This window comes from Pseudomonas sp. URMO17WK12:I12 (assembly GCF_000514395.1).
Lineage (GTDB): Bacteria > Pseudomonadota > Gammaproteobacteria > Pseudomonadales > Pseudomonadaceae > Aquipseudomonas > Aquipseudomonas mucoides.
Genome location: NZ_AZVV01000011.1, coordinates 1 through 17,034, shown reverse-complemented (window position 1 = coordinate 17,034; position 17,034 = coordinate 1). Strand labels below are relative to the sequence as shown.

At 58.9% G+C, this 17,034-nt stretch carries 17 protein-coding genes; 13 read left to right on the top strand and 4 right to left on the bottom strand.

Features of this window, described 5'->3' with window-relative positions; all coding sequences use genetic code 11:
• The first annotated feature begins 63 nt into the window (after positions 1-63).
• From D882_RS0115820 to D882_RS0115805, 4 genes are read left to right on the top strand one after another with little or no spacing between them, the layout of a single operon-like run.
• Positions 64-936 carry a hemin ABC transporter substrate-binding protein gene (locus D882_RS0115820; protein ID WP_027924146.1) on the top strand — a complete coding sequence of 291 codons (873 nt, stop codon included), beginning with the start codon at positions 64-66 and terminating at the stop codon, positions 934-936.
• A 50-nt stretch (positions 937-986) separates the two neighbouring features.
• The gene (locus D882_RS0115815) at positions 987-1,970 is read left to right on the top strand and encodes an iron ABC transporter permease (protein ID WP_177327618.1); all 984 of its coding nucleotides are present in this window, start codon (positions 987-989) and stop codon (positions 1,968-1,970) included.
• Positions 1,970-2,737: a heme ABC transporter ATP-binding protein gene (locus tag D882_RS0115810; protein WP_027924144.1), complete on the top strand. Its 768-nt coding sequence runs from the start codon at positions 1,970-1,972 to the stop codon at positions 2,735-2,737. The genes D882_RS0115815 and D882_RS0115810 overlap by 1 nt, the downstream gene beginning before the upstream one ends.
• 19 nt (positions 2,738-2,756) lie before the next feature.
• Positions 2,757-3,608 carry a ChaN family lipoprotein gene (locus D882_RS0115805; RefSeq protein ID WP_027924143.1) on the top strand — a complete coding sequence of 284 codons (852 nt, stop codon included), beginning with the start codon at positions 2,757-2,759 and terminating at the stop codon, positions 3,606-3,608.
• A 238-nt stretch (positions 3,609-3,846) separates the two neighbouring features.
• On the opposite strand, the gene D882_RS0115800 is transcribed toward D882_RS0115805, so the two are convergent.
• The 3 genes from D882_RS0115800 to D882_RS0115790 form a co-directional block, all read right to left on the bottom strand.
• A complete protein-coding gene (locus D882_RS0115800; RefSeq protein ID WP_007948654.1) occupies positions 3,847-4,119 on the bottom strand; it encodes a TfoX/Sxy family protein in 273 nt (90 codons plus the stop codon).
• Positions 4,120-4,340: 221 nt separating this feature from the next.
• A complete protein-coding gene (locus tag D882_RS0115795; protein ID WP_027924142.1) occupies positions 4,341-4,685 on the bottom strand; it encodes a pentapeptide repeat-containing protein in 345 nt (114 codons plus the stop codon).
• Positions 4,686-4,775: 90 nt separating this feature from the next.
• Positions 4,776-6,332 carry a bifunctional aminoglycoside phosphotransferase/ATP-binding protein gene (locus D882_RS0115790; protein WP_027924141.1) on the bottom strand — a complete coding sequence of 519 codons (1,557 nt, stop codon included), beginning with the start codon at positions 6,330-6,332 and terminating at the stop codon, positions 4,776-4,778.
• Between the two features lie 118 nt (positions 6,333-6,450).
• Here D882_RS0115790 and mrcB point away from each other — a divergent pair, with 118 nt between their 5' ends.
• From mrcB to D882_RS0115775, 3 genes are read left to right on the top strand one after another with little or no spacing between them, the layout of a single operon-like run.
• On the top strand, positions 6,451-8,775 hold the full coding sequence (mrcB, locus tag D882_RS0115785) for a penicillin-binding protein 1B (RefSeq protein WP_027924140.1): 2,325 nt from the start codon (positions 6,451-6,453) through the stop codon (positions 8,773-8,775).
• A gap of 16 nt (positions 8,776-8,791) precedes the next feature.
• Positions 8,792-9,532 carry a tetratricopeptide repeat protein gene (locus D882_RS0115780; protein ID WP_027924139.1) on the top strand — a complete coding sequence of 247 codons (741 nt, stop codon included), beginning with the start codon at positions 8,792-8,794 and terminating at the stop codon, positions 9,530-9,532.
• A complete protein-coding gene (locus D882_RS0115775; protein WP_027924138.1) occupies positions 9,532-9,867 on the top strand; it encodes a YqcC family protein in 336 nt (111 codons plus the stop codon). The genes D882_RS0115780 and D882_RS0115775 overlap by 1 nt, the downstream gene beginning before the upstream one ends.
• A gap of 18 nt (positions 9,868-9,885) precedes the next feature.
• Here D882_RS0115775 and D882_RS0115770 read toward each other — a convergent pair whose 3' ends face one another.
• Positions 9,886-10,302 (bottom strand): DUF4124 domain-containing protein, encoded by a 417-nt coding sequence (locus D882_RS0115770; protein ID WP_027924137.1) that lies wholly within the window; start codon positions 10,300-10,302, stop codon positions 9,886-9,888.
• 400 nt (positions 10,303-10,702) lie between these two features.
• On the opposite strand from D882_RS0115770, the gene D882_RS0115765 reads away from it, so the two are divergent.
• The 6 genes from D882_RS0115765 to msrQ all read left to right on the top strand — a co-directional run bounded on the left by D882_RS0115765 (position 10,703) and on the right by msrQ (position 16,686).
• Positions 10,703-12,427, top strand: a complete 1,725-nt coding sequence (locus D882_RS0115765; protein WP_027924136.1) for an acetolactate synthase 3 large subunit — start codon at positions 10,703-10,705, stop codon at positions 12,425-12,427.
• 2 nt (positions 12,428-12,429) lie between these two features.
• On the top strand, positions 12,430-12,921 hold the full coding sequence (gene ilvN / locus D882_RS0115760; protein ID WP_003176102.1) for an acetolactate synthase small subunit: 492 nt from the start codon (positions 12,430-12,432) through the stop codon (positions 12,919-12,921).
• Between the two features lie 48 nt (positions 12,922-12,969).
• Complete coding sequence (ilvC, locus tag D882_RS0115755) at positions 12,970-13,986, top strand: ketol-acid reductoisomerase (RefSeq protein WP_007948647.1); 1,017 nt, start codon at positions 12,970-12,972, stop codon at positions 13,984-13,986.
• A gap of 145 nt (positions 13,987-14,131) precedes the next feature.
• Entirely contained in the window at positions 14,132-14,989 is an 858-nt protein-coding gene (gene pssA / locus D882_RS0115750; protein WP_007948646.1) for a CDP-diacylglycerol--serine O-phosphatidyltransferase, read from the top strand.
• Positions 14,990-15,052: 63 nt separating this feature from the next.
• Positions 15,053-16,066 carry a protein-methionine-sulfoxide reductase catalytic subunit MsrP gene (gene msrP / locus D882_RS0115745; RefSeq protein WP_027924135.1) on the top strand — a complete coding sequence of 338 codons (1,014 nt, stop codon included), beginning with the start codon at positions 15,053-15,055 and terminating at the stop codon, positions 16,064-16,066.
• Entirely contained in the window at positions 16,066-16,686 is a 621-nt protein-coding gene (gene msrQ, locus D882_RS0115740) for a protein-methionine-sulfoxide reductase heme-binding subunit MsrQ (RefSeq protein ID WP_027924134.1), read from the top strand. Before msrP ends, msrQ begins: the two co-directional genes overlap by 1 nt.
• The last annotated feature ends 348 nt before the right edge of the window (positions 16,687-17,034 follow it).

Below are 17,034 nucleotides of genomic sequence, written 5' to 3'. Positions count from 1 at the left end.
CAGTGGCCAAGGATACTTGGCCTGTCATCTCGATGCCTGGGAAAACTATGAAGGAAGCTGTTTATGCGCCTGAGTACCCGCGTTGCTGTGCTCTGTGTCGGACTCCTTGTCAGTCACCACGCTGCAGCGGCCGAGTTACCGCAACGTTGGGTCAGTGCCGGCGGCGCGTTGTCCGAGTGGGTAAGCGTGCTGGGCGGCGAATCGAAACTGGTCGGCGTCGACACCACCAGTCAGCACCCTGAAAGCCTCAAGGCGCTGCCCAGCATTGGCTACCAGCGGCAATTGTCGGCGGAAGGTATCTTGAGCTTACGCCCGCAGATCCTCATCGGCACCGAAGAAATGGGTCCGCCGCCCGTGCTCTCGCAGATTCGTAACGCGGGGGTGCAGGTCGAGTTGTTCTCGGCGCAGCCGGATTTGCCGACATTGCAGGGCAATTTGCAGCATTTGGGCAAGTTACTGGGGGCTGAAGAGCAGGCTGTTCAGGCGTACCAGCGTTATCAGGAGCAACTCGATCAGCAAAAAATCCGCGTGACCAAGGCGCAGCTGACGCAACCATCACCGGGTGTGCTGTTGCTACTCGGGCATGCGGGCGGCAAACAGCTCATCGCGGGCAAGGACACCGCCGCCGATTGGTTGCTGCGCCAGGCCGGCGGCCACAACCTGGCCACGCATACCGGCTACAAACCGTTTTCTGTCGAGTCGCTGATCAGCCTCGACCCCGAGGTGCTGGTGTTTTCCGACCGGGCGCTGACGGGTGATGCGGCGCGTGCCGCGTTGTTCAAGGAAAACCCGATGCTGTCCTCGACGCGTGCGGCGAAGGACGGACGGGTCATGGAACTGGATCCGACGTTGCTGGTGGGCGGGCTGGGGCCACGGTTGCCGGACAGCCTCAAAAAGCTGTCTGACGGTTTCTTTCCTGGCACGGCCAGCCAATGACCGTCCTGGTTAAGCCTCGTACGTTGTTCATTGGCCTGAGCCTTCTGTGTGTGCTGGCGATCTGGCTGTCGCTGGCGCTGGGGCCGGTCAGTCTGCCGTTGCTCGACACCTTGCACGCTGCATTGCGCCTGGCCGGATTGCCGATTGCTCCGGATGGGCTGGAGCAAGCCGAATTGATCGTCGGGCAAATTCGCCTGCCGCGAACCTTGCTGGGGTTGGCGGTGGGGGGCGTGCTGGCGCTCTCCGGTGTGGCAATGCAGGGCCTGTTTCGCAACCCGCTGGCCGATCCGGGGTTGGTAGGGGTGTCCAGCGGCGCGGCATTGGGTGCCGCCATCGCCATTGTTGGCGGCTCGGCGTTTGGCGGTTTGCCTGAGTCCTTCGGGCCTTATCTGTTATCGGTGTGTGCGTTTCTCGGTGGGCTCGGGGTGACTGCGCTGGTGTATCGACTGGGCCGGCGCAACGGCCAGACCAACGTCGCGACGATGCTGTTGGCCGGTATCGCATTGACCGCACTGGCGGGCTCGGCGGTGGGTTTGTTCACCTATCTGGCCGACGACGCGACCCTGCGTACGCTGACGTTCTGGAATCTGGGCAGTCTCAATGGCGCCAGTTACGCGCGACTCTGGCCGTTGCTGCTGGTCAGCGCGGCTGTGGCGCTCTGGTTGCCGCGTCGGGCCAAGGCCTTGAATGCGTTGTTGCTGGGGGAATCGGAGGCCGGTCATCTGGGCATCGATGTTGAAGGGCTCAAGCGCGAACTGGTGTTCTGTACAGCGCTGGGTGTGGGCGCGGCGGTGGCAGCGGCGGGGATGATCGGGTTTGTCGGTTTGGTGGTTCCGCACCTCGTGCGTTTGCTTGCCGGTCCTGATCACCGAGTGTTACTGCCCGCTTCTGTGCTCGCCGGTGCGAGTCTTCTGTTGTTTGCCGATCTGGTGGCGCGACTGGCCCTGGCGCCGGCCGAACTGCCGATCGGCATTGTTACGGCCTTCATCGGTGCGCCGTTTTTCCTGTTCTTGTTGCTCCGGAGGCGCGCCTGATGCTGCGCACGCAGAACCTGCACATCCGTCGTGGCGCCAAGACCGTGCTGTCGGACATCACGATTGAGCTTCGACCGGGCGAAGTGCTGGGCGTGCTCGGTCCCAATGGCGCCGGCAAAAGTACCTTGCTCGGTGCCTTGTGCGGCGAGTTGCATGCCGATCATGGAAGCGTCTGGCTCGATGATCGCGAATTGCGTCACTGGGCCGCACCGCAGCGCGCGCAGCGACTGGCGGTACTGCCGCAGGTGTCGACCCTGGACTTTGCCTTTCGCGTCGAAGAAGTGGTGGGCATGGGGCGTTTGCCCCATCAAAGTGGGCGAGTGCGCGATGACGAGATTGTCGCTGCCGCGCTACACGCCGCCGATGCCAGTCACCTGAGTGGTCGCAGCTATCTGGCCTTGTCTGGCGGCGAGCGTCAGCGGGTGCATTTGGCCCGAGTGCTGGCGCAGCTCTGGCCGGGTGAAGCGGGGCAGACGCTGTTGCTCGATGAGCCGACCTCGATGCTCGACCCGCTGCATCAGCACACCACCCTGCAAGCGGTGCGCGAATTTGCCGATCGCGGCGCGGCGGTGCTGGTCATCCTGCATGATCTGAACCTGGCGGCGCGGTATTGTGATCGTCTGTTGCTGCTTGAGGGCGGGCGACCGGTGGCGTTGGACACGCCGGAGCAGGTCCTGAAACCCGAGCCGCTCAAAGCCGTGTTCGGGCTGGAAGTGTTAGTGCAGCAGCATCCGGAGCGTGGGCATCCGCTGATCATCGCCCGCTGAGACTGTCATCGAGGTGAACATGCGTGGGATTTTGCTGCTGGCCGTACTGCTCTTGAGTGCCTGCCAGCATGTTGCGGTGCCACCGTCGGTCAACGGTGAAATCCGCGACTTGCGAAACGGTCAGGTCCTGACCGCGCAGGAACTGCTTGAGCGACTGGCCAAGCCTTCGCGGCTGATCGTCGGCGAGCAGCATGACAATCGCGATCACCATCAGCTGGAACTGTGGTTGTTGCAGTCACTGGGTGAGCAACGGCCGCAAGGCAGTTTGCTCCTTGAAATGCTGACGCCGGATCAGCAGTCGCGGGTTGATGATGTTCGCCATGCGCCGACGCCACCGTCCAATTTGCCAGCTGCCTTGGCTTGGCAGGAAGGGTGGGACTGGGCGCTTTACGGTCCCATCGTGCGTTTTGCGCTGACTCAGCCCTATCCGCTGCTTGCGGCCAACCTGGACAACCTCGACGTTCGTGCGGTCTACGCCAAACCTCCGGCATTGATTGGCTCGCGCTCCAATGCGGCAGCAGTCAAGGATGAGTTGCTGGCAGAGATCAGCGACTCCCATTGCGGTTTGCTGCCCACTTCACAGATGCCCGCCATGTTGGCCGTGCAGCAGCAACGAGACCGGCGAATGGCCGAGCACTTGCTGGCGGCTCCAACGCCTTCATTGCTGTTTGCCGGTGCCTATCACGCGCGCAAGGACGTGGGTGTGCCGATCCATGTGCTGGATTTGGGGCAGGCGCCAGCGCCGACGGTGTTGCTGCTGGCAGAGCAGGGGGCGGAGGTGACAGCGGCAATGGCCGATTACGTCTGGTACACGCCTGCTTCGCCGCCTCAGGATTACTGTGCACAGATGCGCAAGCAATTCGGCAAGTAACGACCGGTGCTTTCACAGGTAAAAAGGCGCAGGCAAAAAAAGACCCGGCAAGAGCCGGGTCAAATAACCGTGATTAGCCTGATGAGGAGATATCTGAGAGTCCGAACCAAGGGCTTTTCAAATATCGACCAGTCTCGCGACCAGTTGGTGGTAATCATAGCGATTCTCATTACCATGTCAACCGCTGTTTTTCAGTTTCTTTGAGATGCCCCGTCAATTCGGTTCAAAGCCAATGCCATCAAGCCTTGTGGCGCGAGGAAATCGCTTCCAGCTGTTTGTTCAAGGCTTCTTTACGCTCGGCCGGAATGTCGTTCCAGTGCACATCCATCAGTGCACCTTCGATCGCATACAACAACACCTTTGACGCCCGAAACCCGCGCGTACGCACGGCCCGATAAGCATCCACCGCCCCGAGGCGACGCAAATCCGAGGCGCTGTGGATGCCCACGGCATGCAGCCACTGCGCCGACGTCTTGCCAAGATTCTTCAGGTGTTGCAGTTCATCATTCATCAAGCCTCCTTGCGACGGCCGAACGGTGCGTGGGCGAGCTTCTCAGGAGTGTAGCCATCAGTAGGAAAAGCGTGATTGTTTGGTCGGTTTCGACGTAAAAGCTTCTAAGAGGACGAGGCAAAGACGGGTAGGGAAGGGGCGTCAGAAGTCGGTTTTCGGGCGATCGCACGGCATCCAGCGCAAAGCGGGGGCGCTGGACGTGTCAGGCTAAGACGTCGTTTTTAGCGAGTGCGATAACGCAGGCGTGTGCCGAAGTTCATCGACATCAGGATCTCGTCCGCGCTCAGCTCTGCCGGGAAGTAGGCGCCGGAGATCTGTGCATGGGCCAGGCTGGCGCCTTCCAGCTGTGCGCTGCGAAAATCGATGCCGCGCAAATCGGCGGAGCGGAAATAAGCATCAGTGAAGTCGACGCCATCGGCATTCAGTTCACGCAAGTCCAGGCCACGGAAATCGCCACCGGCCATGTCGATAGGTCCGTCTTTGGGCCGCTCATTGTTGAATCCTGCGATGTCGTCTTTGTGCAGCAAGGCATACAGCGGGGTGTCGAGAAGTTTGGGCTGGCTCATGTCGCATCACCTGATGGTTTTATGACGCCAGTATAGTGCCACTATTTGACAGCCGTGAAGCCAGGGAAGGCGTCACGGCTGAAATAGTTTTTACAGGCCTGGCATGCGTTGGCGGATTTGCGCAACAACGGTGTCGAGGGTCCCGCTTTCATTGGTCTGGACTCGCTTGCTGCACAGAATCTCAGCGGGTGTCAGCGCTTCACGATTGGCTTGCTGGGCTGCGATAACGGCCAGGTTGGCGTCGGACGGATCCTTTTTGTCTGCCTGACGCAGGGCCAGCCAGCTCTCAATGACAGCTTGCGGCGCATGGCAATCGAGGATCAGGAACGGTGCACCGGTGGCCTCGGCAATTTTCGCCGCGCCGTCACGCTGATCGCGCTTGAGGTAAGTGGCATCGATCACTACCGGGAAACCGGCGCGCAGGATGATTCCGGCGATTTCATGCAGGCGGCTGTAGGTGGCGGCAGTGGCGTCTGCGTTATAAATGCCGGCCTGTGGATCATTCGCTACGGTTTGTTCACCGAACAGACGTTTGCGTTCTACATCCGAGCGCAGGCGAATGGCGCCCAGCGCTTCGACCAGGCGCATGGCCACGTGGCTTTTGCCGACAGCGGACACGCCGTGGGTAATCGCCATGAAGCGCGAAGGAATGGTGCTGTAGCTTTCCGCCAGGTTGGCGTAGTTGCGGTATTGGCGCAGGGTCGTGGCGCGCTGCACCGGATCGGCTTCGGCGGGCATGCTGAACAGGCTGACCTTGGCGCGAACTAATGCGCGGTAGGCTTTATAGAAGTTCAGCAGTTCAAGGCCTTGATAGTCGCCGGTCAGCTCCAGGTATTGGCTGACGAAACGGCGTGCGAGGCATTTCAAACCACGGTCTTCCAGGTCCATCGCCAGGAAACCGGTGTCGGCGTAGACGTCGGTGAAACGGAACGGTTCGTTGAATTCGATGCAGTCGAAAATCACGACCTTGCCATCGATCACGGTGGCATTGCCCAAGTGGATATCACCGTGGCATTCACGAATGAAGCCTTCGGCCTTGCGCTGGGCGAACAGTGGTTTGAGGCGTTCGAAGCTGCTTTCGGCCCAGGCTTGCAGGGCGTCGAGTTGCACCAGGTCGGCCTTGTCGCTGAGGAACGGACGGATCTGCTCGAAGTTCTGGCGTACCGGGGCCATCACGCTGTCCGGGGTGCCGGCGTCGTGTTCGGCAGGCACTTTCGGCGCGTTGAGATGGAACTGAGCAATCTGCGCGGCCATCTCGTCGATGTGCGCGGTGGTCAGTTCGCCATTGGCCTGCAGGGTGCTGAGCAACTGGCTTTGTGGGAATTGACGCATTTTCAGGGCGAAATCAACGACCGGGCCATCGCCACCGAATTGAGGGGCTTCGGCGCTGCCGGTGATTGGCAACACCTCCAGATACAAATCGTTGGTCAGGCGCTGGTTCAAACGCAGTTCTTCGCCGCAGAAATGCTCGCGGGCATCGAGGCTGGTGAAGTCGAGGAAGCCGAAGTTCACCGGCTTCTTCACTTTATAAGCAAAGGGGCCTGTGAGGATGACCCAGGAAATATGGGTTTCGATGACCTGGAACCCGTCTACCGGATGCGGGTAGAGGGCCGGGTTTTGCAGAGCGGCGATCAGGGACTGGCTCACAGGCGATCCTTCAAAGACTGGGGAAAATTCAAGGCCGCCATTATGGCCGCAAGTCCGCCTGACGCAAACCTCGGAGGGCGTCTGTTGAGTATCAATAAAGTGCGTATAATCCGCCGCCATGACTCGTACTCGATCCCCCCGCACTCCAAAAAAACCACCTTCCAGGGGCCTTAGCCCGTGGCTGGGTTGGGCCCTTAAACTCAGTCTGGTCGGCCTCGTGGTGCTCGCCGGATTCGCGGTTTACCTCGACGCTATCGTCCAGGAAAAGTTTTCCGGCAAGCGCTGGACGATCCCGGCCAAGGTATATGCGCGCCCGCTGGAGCTGTTTACCGGCCAGAAGCTGAGCAAGGAAGACTTCCTCACCGAGCTCGACGCCCTGGGCTACCGCCGCGAAAGCGTGAGCAATGGTCCCGGCGCTGCGGCGGTCAACGGCAATACCGTGGACTTGAATACCCGCGGCTTCCAGTTTTATGAAGGCCTGGAAAAGCCCCAGCCTGTGCGCGTGCGTTTCTCCGGCGACTATGTCGCCGAGCTTTCGGCGACGAACGGTTCGAAGCTGTCGGTGGTGCGCCTGGAGCCGCTGCTGATCGGCGGGATTTACCCGAAAAACCTCGAAGACCGCATCCTGATCAAAATCGACCAGGTCCCGCCGTATCTGCTGGAGACCCTGGTCGCCGTGGAAGACCGGGATTTCTATAGCCACTGGGGCGTGTCGCCGAAGTCGATTGCCCGAGCGGTCTACGTCAACACCTCTGGCGGCAAGATGACCCAGGGCGGCAGTACGCTGACCCAACAGTTGGTCAAGAACTTCTACCTGACCAGCGAACGCAGCCTGACCCGCAAGCTCACCGAAGCCATGATGGCGATGTTGCTTGAGCTGCATTACGACAAGCGGGAAATTCTTGAGGCTTACCTCAACGAAGTGTTCGTCGGTCAGGACGGCCAGCGCGCGGTGCACGGTTTCGGTCTGGCCAGCCAGTTCTTCTTCGGACAGCCATTGTCCGAACTGAAATTGCATCAGGTTGCCTTGCTGGTGGGGATGGTCAAAGGGCCTTCCTATTACAACCCGCGTCGCAATCCCGAGCGTGCGCTTGAACGACGCAACCTGGTGCTCGACGTCCTTGAACAGCAGGGCGTCGCCACCGCTGAACAAGTTGCTGCGGCGAAGAACATGCCACTGGGTGTGACGACACGCGGCAAATTGGCCGACAGCTCGTTCCCGGGTTTCCTCGATCTGGTTAAACGCCAGTTGCGCGAAGACTACCGTGACGAAGACTTGACCGAAGAAGGCCTGCGGATCTTCACCAGCTTCGACCCGATTCTGCAGATGAAAGCCGAAGCCTCCGTCAACGACACCTTCAAGCGTCTGTCGGGTCGCAAGGGTTCCGATGACGTTGAAGCAGCGATGGTCGTGACCAACCCGGAAACCGGAGAGGTTCAGGCCATGATCGGCAGTCGCCAGGCGAGTTTCGCCGGCTTCAACCGTGCGCTGGATGCGGTGCGACCTGTGGGGTCGTTGATCAAGCCGGCGGTTTATCTGACGGCCCTTGAGAAACCTACCCAGTACACCTTGACCAGTTGGCTGTCGGACGAATCCTTCTCGGTCAAAGGCGCGGACGGTCAGGTCTGGAAACCACAGAACTACGATCGTCGTTCCCACGGGACGGTGTTCCTTTATCAGGGGCTGGCGCATTCCTACAACCTGTCGACCGCGCGTCTTGGCCTGGCAGTGGGTGTACCGAATGTCCTCAAGACCCTCGCTCGCTTGGGCGTGACCCGAGAATTCCCGGCATTCCCGTCGATGTTGCTGGGCGCAGGTGGCATGACGCCGATTGAAGTGGCGACCATGTACCAGACGCTGGCCAACGGTGGTTTCAATACGCCGATGCGCGGGATTCGTAGCGTTTTGACCGCTGAGGGCGAACCGCTCAAGCGTTATCCGTTCCAGATCGAGCAGCGTTTTGATCCGGCGTCCATTTACCTGATCCAGAGCGCCATGCAACGGGTCATGCGTGAAGGTACCGGCAGTTCGGTTTATAACGTGTTGCCGAAAACCCTGACACTGGCCGGCAAGACCGGTACCAGTAACGACTCGCGAGACAGCTGGTTCGCCGGTTTCAGTCAGGACTTGCTGGCGGTGGTCTGGCTAGGCCGTGATGACAACGGCAAGACGCCGTTCACCGGCGCGACCGGTGCGTTGCAAGTCTGGACCAGTTTCATGCGCAAAGCCGATCCGCTGCCGCTGGACATGCCGCAGCCGGATAATGTGGTTCAGGCCTGGGTCGATTCGCGTACCGGGCAAGGCTCCGACGCCAACTGCCCAGGCGCCGTACAGATGCCGTATATTCGCGGCAGCGAGCCACCTCCCGGTGCGGCTTGCGGTGGCGAAAGCCCTGCTTCCGGCGAAACGGTGATGGATTGGGTCAAGGGCTGGATGAATTAAGCAAAGAGGGATTTACGTGAACAAGTGGTTGATACCAGCGGTTGCCGCCGTGGCGTTGCTCAGCGGTTGCTCCACCGTACAACGCGGTTCGATTCCGGTTGAAGACTCCGGCACGGCTGTGTCCAACAGTGAGCGGATTTCGGCGAATGGCGGTTTCCGCAAGTCGACCGTGAAGCGTCCTGCGCAAGCCCAATCGCAAACCCAGGCGATCCCGCAAGGCGATACCGGTGTGGTAGTGATGGTCCCGGGTGGCGGCGCTGTCTCCTCGGCACCGATCAGCACTTCGCCGATCACGCCAGGCCCGATCACTCCGGGTCCGATCGACACGTCTCCGGTCCAGTCGGCACCGATAAATCAGGGCAGCTACAGCATGCCGTCGACGCCGAGCGGGATTCCTTCGGCAAACGCCGGCGGTCTGTCAGCCGACGAGCAGCTGGATGGTCCGGTGCTGGCGCTGTTGACCACGGCTCAGCAGCAACAGGCGAGCGGCGACCTCAACGGTGCTTCGTCCAGCCTGGAGCGTGCCCAGCGCGTTGCACCGCGTGAGCCGCAAGTGCTTTATCGTCTGGCTCAGGTGCGCATGGCCCAAGGCGATGCGCCGCAGGCTGAACAATTCGCTCGACGTGGTCTGACGTTTGCCAATGGCCGTCCGGACCTTCAGGCCAGCCTGTGGGAATTGATCGCCCAGGCACGCGAGAAGCAAGGTGATTCTGCCGGCGCAGCATTGGCCCGTCAGAAGGCCAAGGTTTCGCTGTGATGGACGCGCGCTTCCCGAAGATTGCCGAGCAGTTGCTGCTGATTGAGCGTGAACTGCGGGTGCAGGGGTGGTGGGATGAAGTCTCGCCCTCCGCTGAAGCGCTTTCCAGCGTCGAGCCGTTTTCGGTCGATACGCTGGATTTCGAGCAGTGGCTGCAATGGATCTTCCTGCCCCGGATGAAGATGCTCCTCGAGCAGGACCTGCCGTTACCCACCGCCTCCGGGATTCAGGAGATGGCCGAAATGGTCTTCGCCGCCCGTGATGTCCAGGGCAAGGATCGACAGCTGCAAGTGCTGCTCAAAGAGTTCGATCTGCTGATCACCGCCTCCCGCTGAATCGGAAACTGCCAGTGCTTACTGGCAGTTCTGCGCAATCTGTTTCTGCGTTTCGCTGATGCGTTCCTGACGTTGTTGATCGGTCAGGCGACGCATTTCGCCCTCCACATCCTCCCGAAGTCGCGGATTGTTCTGCAGTTGCGCCAGATTTGTGCGTGCCTGCATGCAAAATGCCTTGAGCTGGGCCTGCTGTTCGGCGACCTGTTTTTTCACCGTGTTGTCGATGTCCTGCTGATTGCCGATGGCTTTACTGCCGGGCACCGTGGCCGGTTGGCTCACGGCAGAGGAGGGCGTCACCACGGTGGTGGCCTGCTGGCCTTGGGGTGGTTGTGCGTCAAAGTGAGTCACGCCCTGGGCATCGACCCATTTGTAGATCTGGGCGGCTGTGCACAAAGGGCTGATCAGCAGGCTGACCATGAAGAAGATCGTTCGCATGCCATTTCCTTGTCATGAGTTGCGCAATCGAAGCTAACACAGTCGCTGTTTGGCGATTTTTTCTTGCTTTCTCATGTGCTTACTTCAATAAAGCACATAGACGACTTGACTTGCAGGGGACGAAACAGAAGAATCCAAAGTCCGCTGTAGAGGGACTGCCAGAAGCAGACCCACTCAGCAGATCATGAGGCGCACATCCGCGCCGACCTGTTACACCCGCAACGCGTTACCTCGCGCTGGGTGGGAAAGGCCCGCAACACTTGGGACGATCCCAATACTTGCTCAGTCAGTGCTGACGTAGTCGGCGACCACCGTCGCTCATGCTCTGCTGAGAAGTAAACCTATTAAGACCCGTCCCCGTTTATGTGGGCGGTATTCTGGCGTTTTAGAGGTGAACAACGTGGAGCTTTTATCTGGCGGTGAGATGCTCGTCCGCTTCTTGCGTGACGAAGGCGTCAAATATATCTACGGGTACCCGGGTGGTGCTCTTCTTCATGTTTACGATGCCCTGTTCAAAGAACCGGAAGTGACCCACATCCTGGTTCGTCACGAACAAGCGGCTACCCATATGGCTGACGGCTATGCCCGTGCCACCGGTAAAGCCGGCGTGGTACTGGTGACTTCCGGTCCTGGCGCAACAAACGCCATCACCGGTATTGCCACCGCCTATATGGACTCGATTCCGATGGTGGTCATTTCCGGCCAGGTGCCTAGCAGCATGGTGGGCACCGACGCATTCCAGGAAACCGACATGATCGGTATCTCCCGGCCGATCGTGAAGCACAGCTTCATGATCAAGCACGCGTCGGAAATTCCGGAAGTCATGAAGAAAGCCTTCTACCTGGCGCAATCCGGTCGTCCGGGCCCGGTCGTTGTCGATATTCCGAAAGACATGACCAACCCGGCCGAGAAGTACGAATACATCTTCCCGAAAAAGGCCAAGCTGCGTTCCTACAGCCCAGCCGTTCGCGGTCACTCCGGGCAAATCCGCAAGGCGGCAGAAATGCTCCTGGCGGCCAAGCGTCCGGTGATGTACGCCGGCGGTGGCGTGATTCTCGGTGGTGGCTCCGCGCCGCTGACCGAATTGGCGAAGATGCTCAACCTGCCAGTGACCAATACCCTGATGGGGCTGGGTGCCTACCCTGGCACTGACCGTCAGTTCATCGGCATGCTCGGCATGCACGGCAGCTACACCGCAAACCTGGCGATGCACCACGCCGACGTGATCCTTGCGGTCGGCGCGCGTTTCGATGACCGCGTGATCAACGGCCCGGCGAAGTTCTGCCCGAATGCCAAGATCATTCACATCGACATCGATCCGGCTTCGATCTCCAAGACCATCAAGGCAGACGTACCTATCGTCGGCCCGGTCGAGAGCGTCCTGACCGAAATGGTCGCGATCCTCAAGGAAATCGGCGAGACCCCGAACAAGGAGTCCGTTGCCAGCTGGTGGAAGCAAGTTGACGAGTGGCGCGGTGATGCTGGCCTGTTCCCTTACGACAAGGGCGACGGCAGCGTCATCAAGCCGCAGACCGTGATCGAAACCCTGTGCGAAGTCACCAAGGGCGATGCTTATGTCGCTTCGGACGTGGGCCAGCACCAGATGTTCGCCGCGCAGTACTACAAGTTCAACAAGCCTAATCGCTGGATCAACTCCGGTGGCCTGGGCACCATGGGCTTCGGTTTTCCGGCGGCCATGGGCATCAAGTTGAGCTTCCCGGATGCCGACGTCGTCTGCGTGACGGGCGAGGGCAGCATCCAGATGAACATTCAGGAATTGTCCACCTGTCTGCAATATGGCTTGCCGGTCAAAATCGTCATCCTGAACAACGGTGTTCTGGGTATGGTTCGCCAGTGGCAAGACATGAGTTACGGCAGCCGTCACTCGCACTCGTACATGGAATCGCTGCCTGACTTCGTCAAGCTGGCAGAAGCTTATGGTCACGTTGGCGTGCGCATCACTGACTCGAAAAATTTGAAGTCGCAGATGGAAGAGGCGTTCGCCATGAAGGATCGCTTGGTCGTGCTGGATATTTCAGTCGACACCAGCGAGCACGTCTATCCGATGCAGATCAAAGACGGCTCCATGCGCGATATGTGGCTGAGCAAGACGGAGCGTACTTAATCATGCGACACATTATTTCCTTGCTTCTGGAAAACGAACCGGGCGCTTTGTCTCGTGTAGTCGGCCTGTTCTCGCAGCGCAACTACAACATCGAAAGCCTGACCGTGGCGCCAACCGAAGACCCGACCCTGTCGCGTCTGACGCTGACCACGGTTGGCCATGATGAAGTGATCGAGCAGATCACCAAGAACCTGAACAAGTTGATCGAAGTGGTCAAATTGGTCGACCTGTCGGAGAGTGCTCACATCGAGCGCGAACTGATGCTGGTCAAGGTCAAGGCCACCGGCGCCCAGCGCGCCGAGATCAAACGCACCACCGATATTTACCGTGGGCAGATCGTCGATGTCAGCGCTAGCGTGTATACCGTTCAACTGACCGGTACCAGCGACAAGCTCGACAGCTTCATTCAGTCCATTGGCACTGCGTCGATTCTGGAAACCGTCCGTAGCGGCGTAACCGGTATTGCTCGCGGCGACAAAGTACTCAGCATCTAAACCAAATTAGCGAATGGCCTGAACGGCCTGGATATATAGGGGAATTTCATGAAAGTTTATTACGAAAAAGACTGCGACCTGTCCATCATCCAGGGCAAGAAAGTTGCCATCATCGGTTACGGTTCCCAGGGTCACGCTCAAGCGTGCAACCTGAAAGACTCCGGCGTTGACGTTACCGTTGGTCTGCGTAAAGGTTCGGCCACTGTTGCCAAAGCCGAAGCTCATGGCCTGAAAGTGACCGACGTTGCTTCTGCTGTTGCAGCTGCCGACCTGGTCATGATCCTGACCCCGGACGAGTTCCAGTCTGCCCTGTACAAGAACGAAATCGAGCCAAACATCAAGAAAGGCGCCACCCTGGCCTTCTCCCACGGCTTCGCGATCCACTACAACCAGGTTGTTCCGCGCGCTGATCTCGACGTGATCATGATCGCGCCGAAAGCACCGGGCCACACCGTGCGTTCCGAGTTCGTCAAAGGCGGCGGTATCCCTGACCTGATCGCTATCTACCAGGATGCTTCGGGCAACGCCAAAAACGTTGCACTGTCCTACGCTGCTGGCGTTGGTGGTGGTCGTACCGGCATCATCGAAACCACCTTCAAGGACGAGACTGAAACCGACCTGTTCGGCGAGCAAGCCGTTCTGTGCGGCGGTACCGTTGAGCTGGTTAAAGCCGGTTTCGAAACCCTGGTTGAAGCTGGCTACGCGCCAGAAATGGCCTACTTCGAGTGCCTGCACGAACTGAAACTGATCGTTGACCTCATGTACGAAGGCGGCATCGCCAACATGAACTACTCGATCTCCAACAACGCTGAGTACGGCGAGTACGTGACCGGTCCGGAAGTGATCAACGCCGAATCCCGCCAGGCCATGCGCAACGCCCTGAAACGTATTCAGGACGGCGAATACGCCAAGATGTTCATCAGCGAAGGCGCAACCGGCTATCCTTCGATGACCGCCAAGCGTCGTAACAACGCCGCTCACGGTATCGAAATCATCGGCGAGCAACTGCGCTCCATGATGCCGTGGATCGGTGCCAACAAGATCGTCGACAAAGCCAAAAACTAAGTCGCGACCCTGTACGAAAAACGCGGCCTAGGCCGCGTTTTTTCGTTTGGAACGCCGCTTCTGGTATAAAGCTGCATCGTTTGTGGCCGAACCGTCGTCCCAGACGCCTGTCGAAAACTTTCCATCCTGTTGCAAGGTAATGTCCATGAGCGAACGCCCCGAAGAGCCAAACCAGGCTTCTGACGCCGAAAGCCTGCTGCCCATCGATGAACACATCGAGGAAGGGCATGACGCTGAAGGCCGCAAAGTCCGGCATCGTGGTATCTATCTTCTGCCGAATCTGTTCACCACTGCGAACCTGTTTGCAGGGTTTTATTCCATCATCAACTCGATGAGTGCCCAGGCCGCGTTGAGTGCCGGTGATTCGGTCAATGCGAGCAAGTACTTTGCTTTCGCTGCGATCGCGATTTTCGTCGCGATGGTGCTCGATGGTCTCGATGGCCGCGTGGCGCGCATGACCAATACCCAAAGCGCGTTTGGCGCCGAGTACGACTCGTTGTCGGACATGGTCGCCTTTGGCGTCGCGCCGGCATTGCTGGCGTTTGGCTGGGCCTTGGGTGATATGGGCAAGGTCGGCTGGATGGTCGCCTTCATCTATGTGGCTGGCGCTGCGCTGCGTCTGGCGCGCTTCAACACTCAGGTTGGCACCGCAGACAAGCGCTACTTCATCGGCCTGGCCAGTCCGGCAGCGGCGGGTGTGGTCGCAGGGATCGTCTGGGCGTTCAGCGACTACGGCATTCAGGGGTCGAAGATGTCCTTCCTGGTTGCGCTGATGGTGGCGGCGGCTGGCATGCTGATGGTCAGCAATATCAAGTACAACAGCTTCAAGGAGCTGGACTTGAAAGGGCGCGTACCTTTCGTGGCGATTCTTGCGGTGGTGCTGGTGTTTGCCGTGGTCTTCAGTGATCCGCCACGCATTCTGCTGCTGGTTTTCCTCGCTTATGCGGCCTCCGGCCCGGTGCAGTACCTGTTGCGTCTTCGTCGGCACAAAAACGCCGAGTGATGTAATTTCCCTCATACTCCGCAGTCTATTGGTGCAACTGTTCTCCAATGCTGCGGAGTTGCCATGCTGATCAAAGTCCCCAAAGCGTCTGACTGTCATGAGTCGGACGTCACGCCTGAATCCCTCTATCTATCTCGTCGCAGTGTTCTCGGTGCTGCCGTTGCCGGTTTGGCTGTCAGTAGCCTGCCGCGCTGGGCGAGTGCCGAAGACGCTGCGCGCTATGCCGATGTCGAGGCTGGCAAGGCGCCTTCCTGGTTTGCCGAAAAGCTTCCTTCTACTAAATGGGGCGCGGTCAACGTAAGGGACGAAGTGATCACGCCGTTCAAAGACGCAACCCACTACAACAACTTCTATGAGTTCGGCACTGATAAAGGCGATCCTGCTGCCAACGCAAGCGTGCTTAAGACCGAGCCGTGGAGCGTGGTGGTGGATGGCGAAGTGGGTAAGCCGGGACGGTATGCGCTGGAAGACTTCATGAAGCCTTATCAGCTGGAGGAGCGGATCTATCGTCTTCGCTGCGTTGAGGCTTGGTCGATGGTCATTCCGTGGATCGGCTTTCCCATCTCGGCGCTGCTCAAGGAAGTCGAGCCGACCTCCAAGGCAAAATACATTCGTTTCGAAACCCTGGAAGATCCCAAGAGTATGCCGGGGCAGCGCTCCGGGTTTGCCCTGATCGACTGGCCGTATGTAGAAGGGTTGCGTCTGGATGAAGCCATGAACCCATTGGCGATTCTTGCGGTGGGCATGTACGGGCGTGAACTGCCGAATCAGAATGGCGCGCCGCTGCGTCTGGTGGTGCCCTGGAAGTACGGCTTCAAGAGCATCAAATCCATTGTGCGTATCAGCCTGGTCAGCGAGCAGCCGAAAACCACCTGGCAGAGCATTGCCGCGGATGAGTATGGTTTTTACGCGAACGTGAATCCGACGGTTGATCACCCGCGCTGGACTCAGGCGCGGGAGCGTCGATTGCCCAGTGGTCTGTTCAAGCCCAATGTGCGGGACACGCAGATGTTCAATGGCTACTCGGATGAAGTCGCTTCTCTTTATACAGGGCTCGATCTGCGGAAGAACTACTGATGCGATTTCCGGTTTGGCGTATTGGCGTCTTCATCGTGACAGCAGTGTGGCCGTTGCTTTGGTTGTATCAGGCCTGGGCGGATGTGCTGGGACCTGATCCGGGCAAAGTGCTGGTCGATCGGCTGGGGTTGGGTACGCTCGTTCTGCTGCTCATCACACTCAGCATGACGCCTCTGCAAAAACTCACCGGGTGGGCGGGGTGGATTGCTGTGCGCCGGCAGTTGGGGTTGTGGTGCTTCGCGTATGTGGTTTTGCATTTAAGTGGCTATACGGCGTTCATTCTCGGGTTTGACTGGTCGCAGCTGGGGGTTGAGTTGCGCAAGCGGCCGTACATTATCGTCGGTACCTTGGGCTTTCTGTGTTTGCTGGCGTTGGCGGTGACCTCCAATCGCTACAGTCAGCGACGTTTAGGTGCGCGCTGGAAGAAGCTGCATCGCCTGGTCTATGTCATTCTCGGACTTGGGTTGCTGCATATGTTGTGGATCGTTCGCGCCGATCTGAAGGAGTGGGCGCTGTATGCCTCTATAGGGGCGTTGCTATTAGTGTTGCGTGTACCGGCGGTTGCCCGTCGAATCCCGCGTTTAGTGGCTAAAAAGGCACCCTCCGTACGAAAGGCGTAATTAAAGGTTGACGGCAGATTCTGGATGTCTATAATTCGCCCCACTTCCGGCGCAGTCGAAACGGAAAACTCCTTGGTAAACAAAGAGTTACGCAGTTTTCGGCAGCAGGCGGCTTCAGGTCATCGAAGCGCGAAAGGAGTTGAAAAAGAGGTGTTGACAGCAGCGTGTAACGCTGTAGAATTCGCCTCCCGCTACCGAGTGATCGGAAGCGCAGGTGGTTGAAGTTGTTAAAGATTTCCAAGCGAAACTTTGAAAACTTCTGAAAATAACCGCTTGACAGCAACAGAGGCTGCTGTAGAATGCGCGCCTCGGTTGAGACGAAAGATCTTAACCAACCGCTCTTTAACA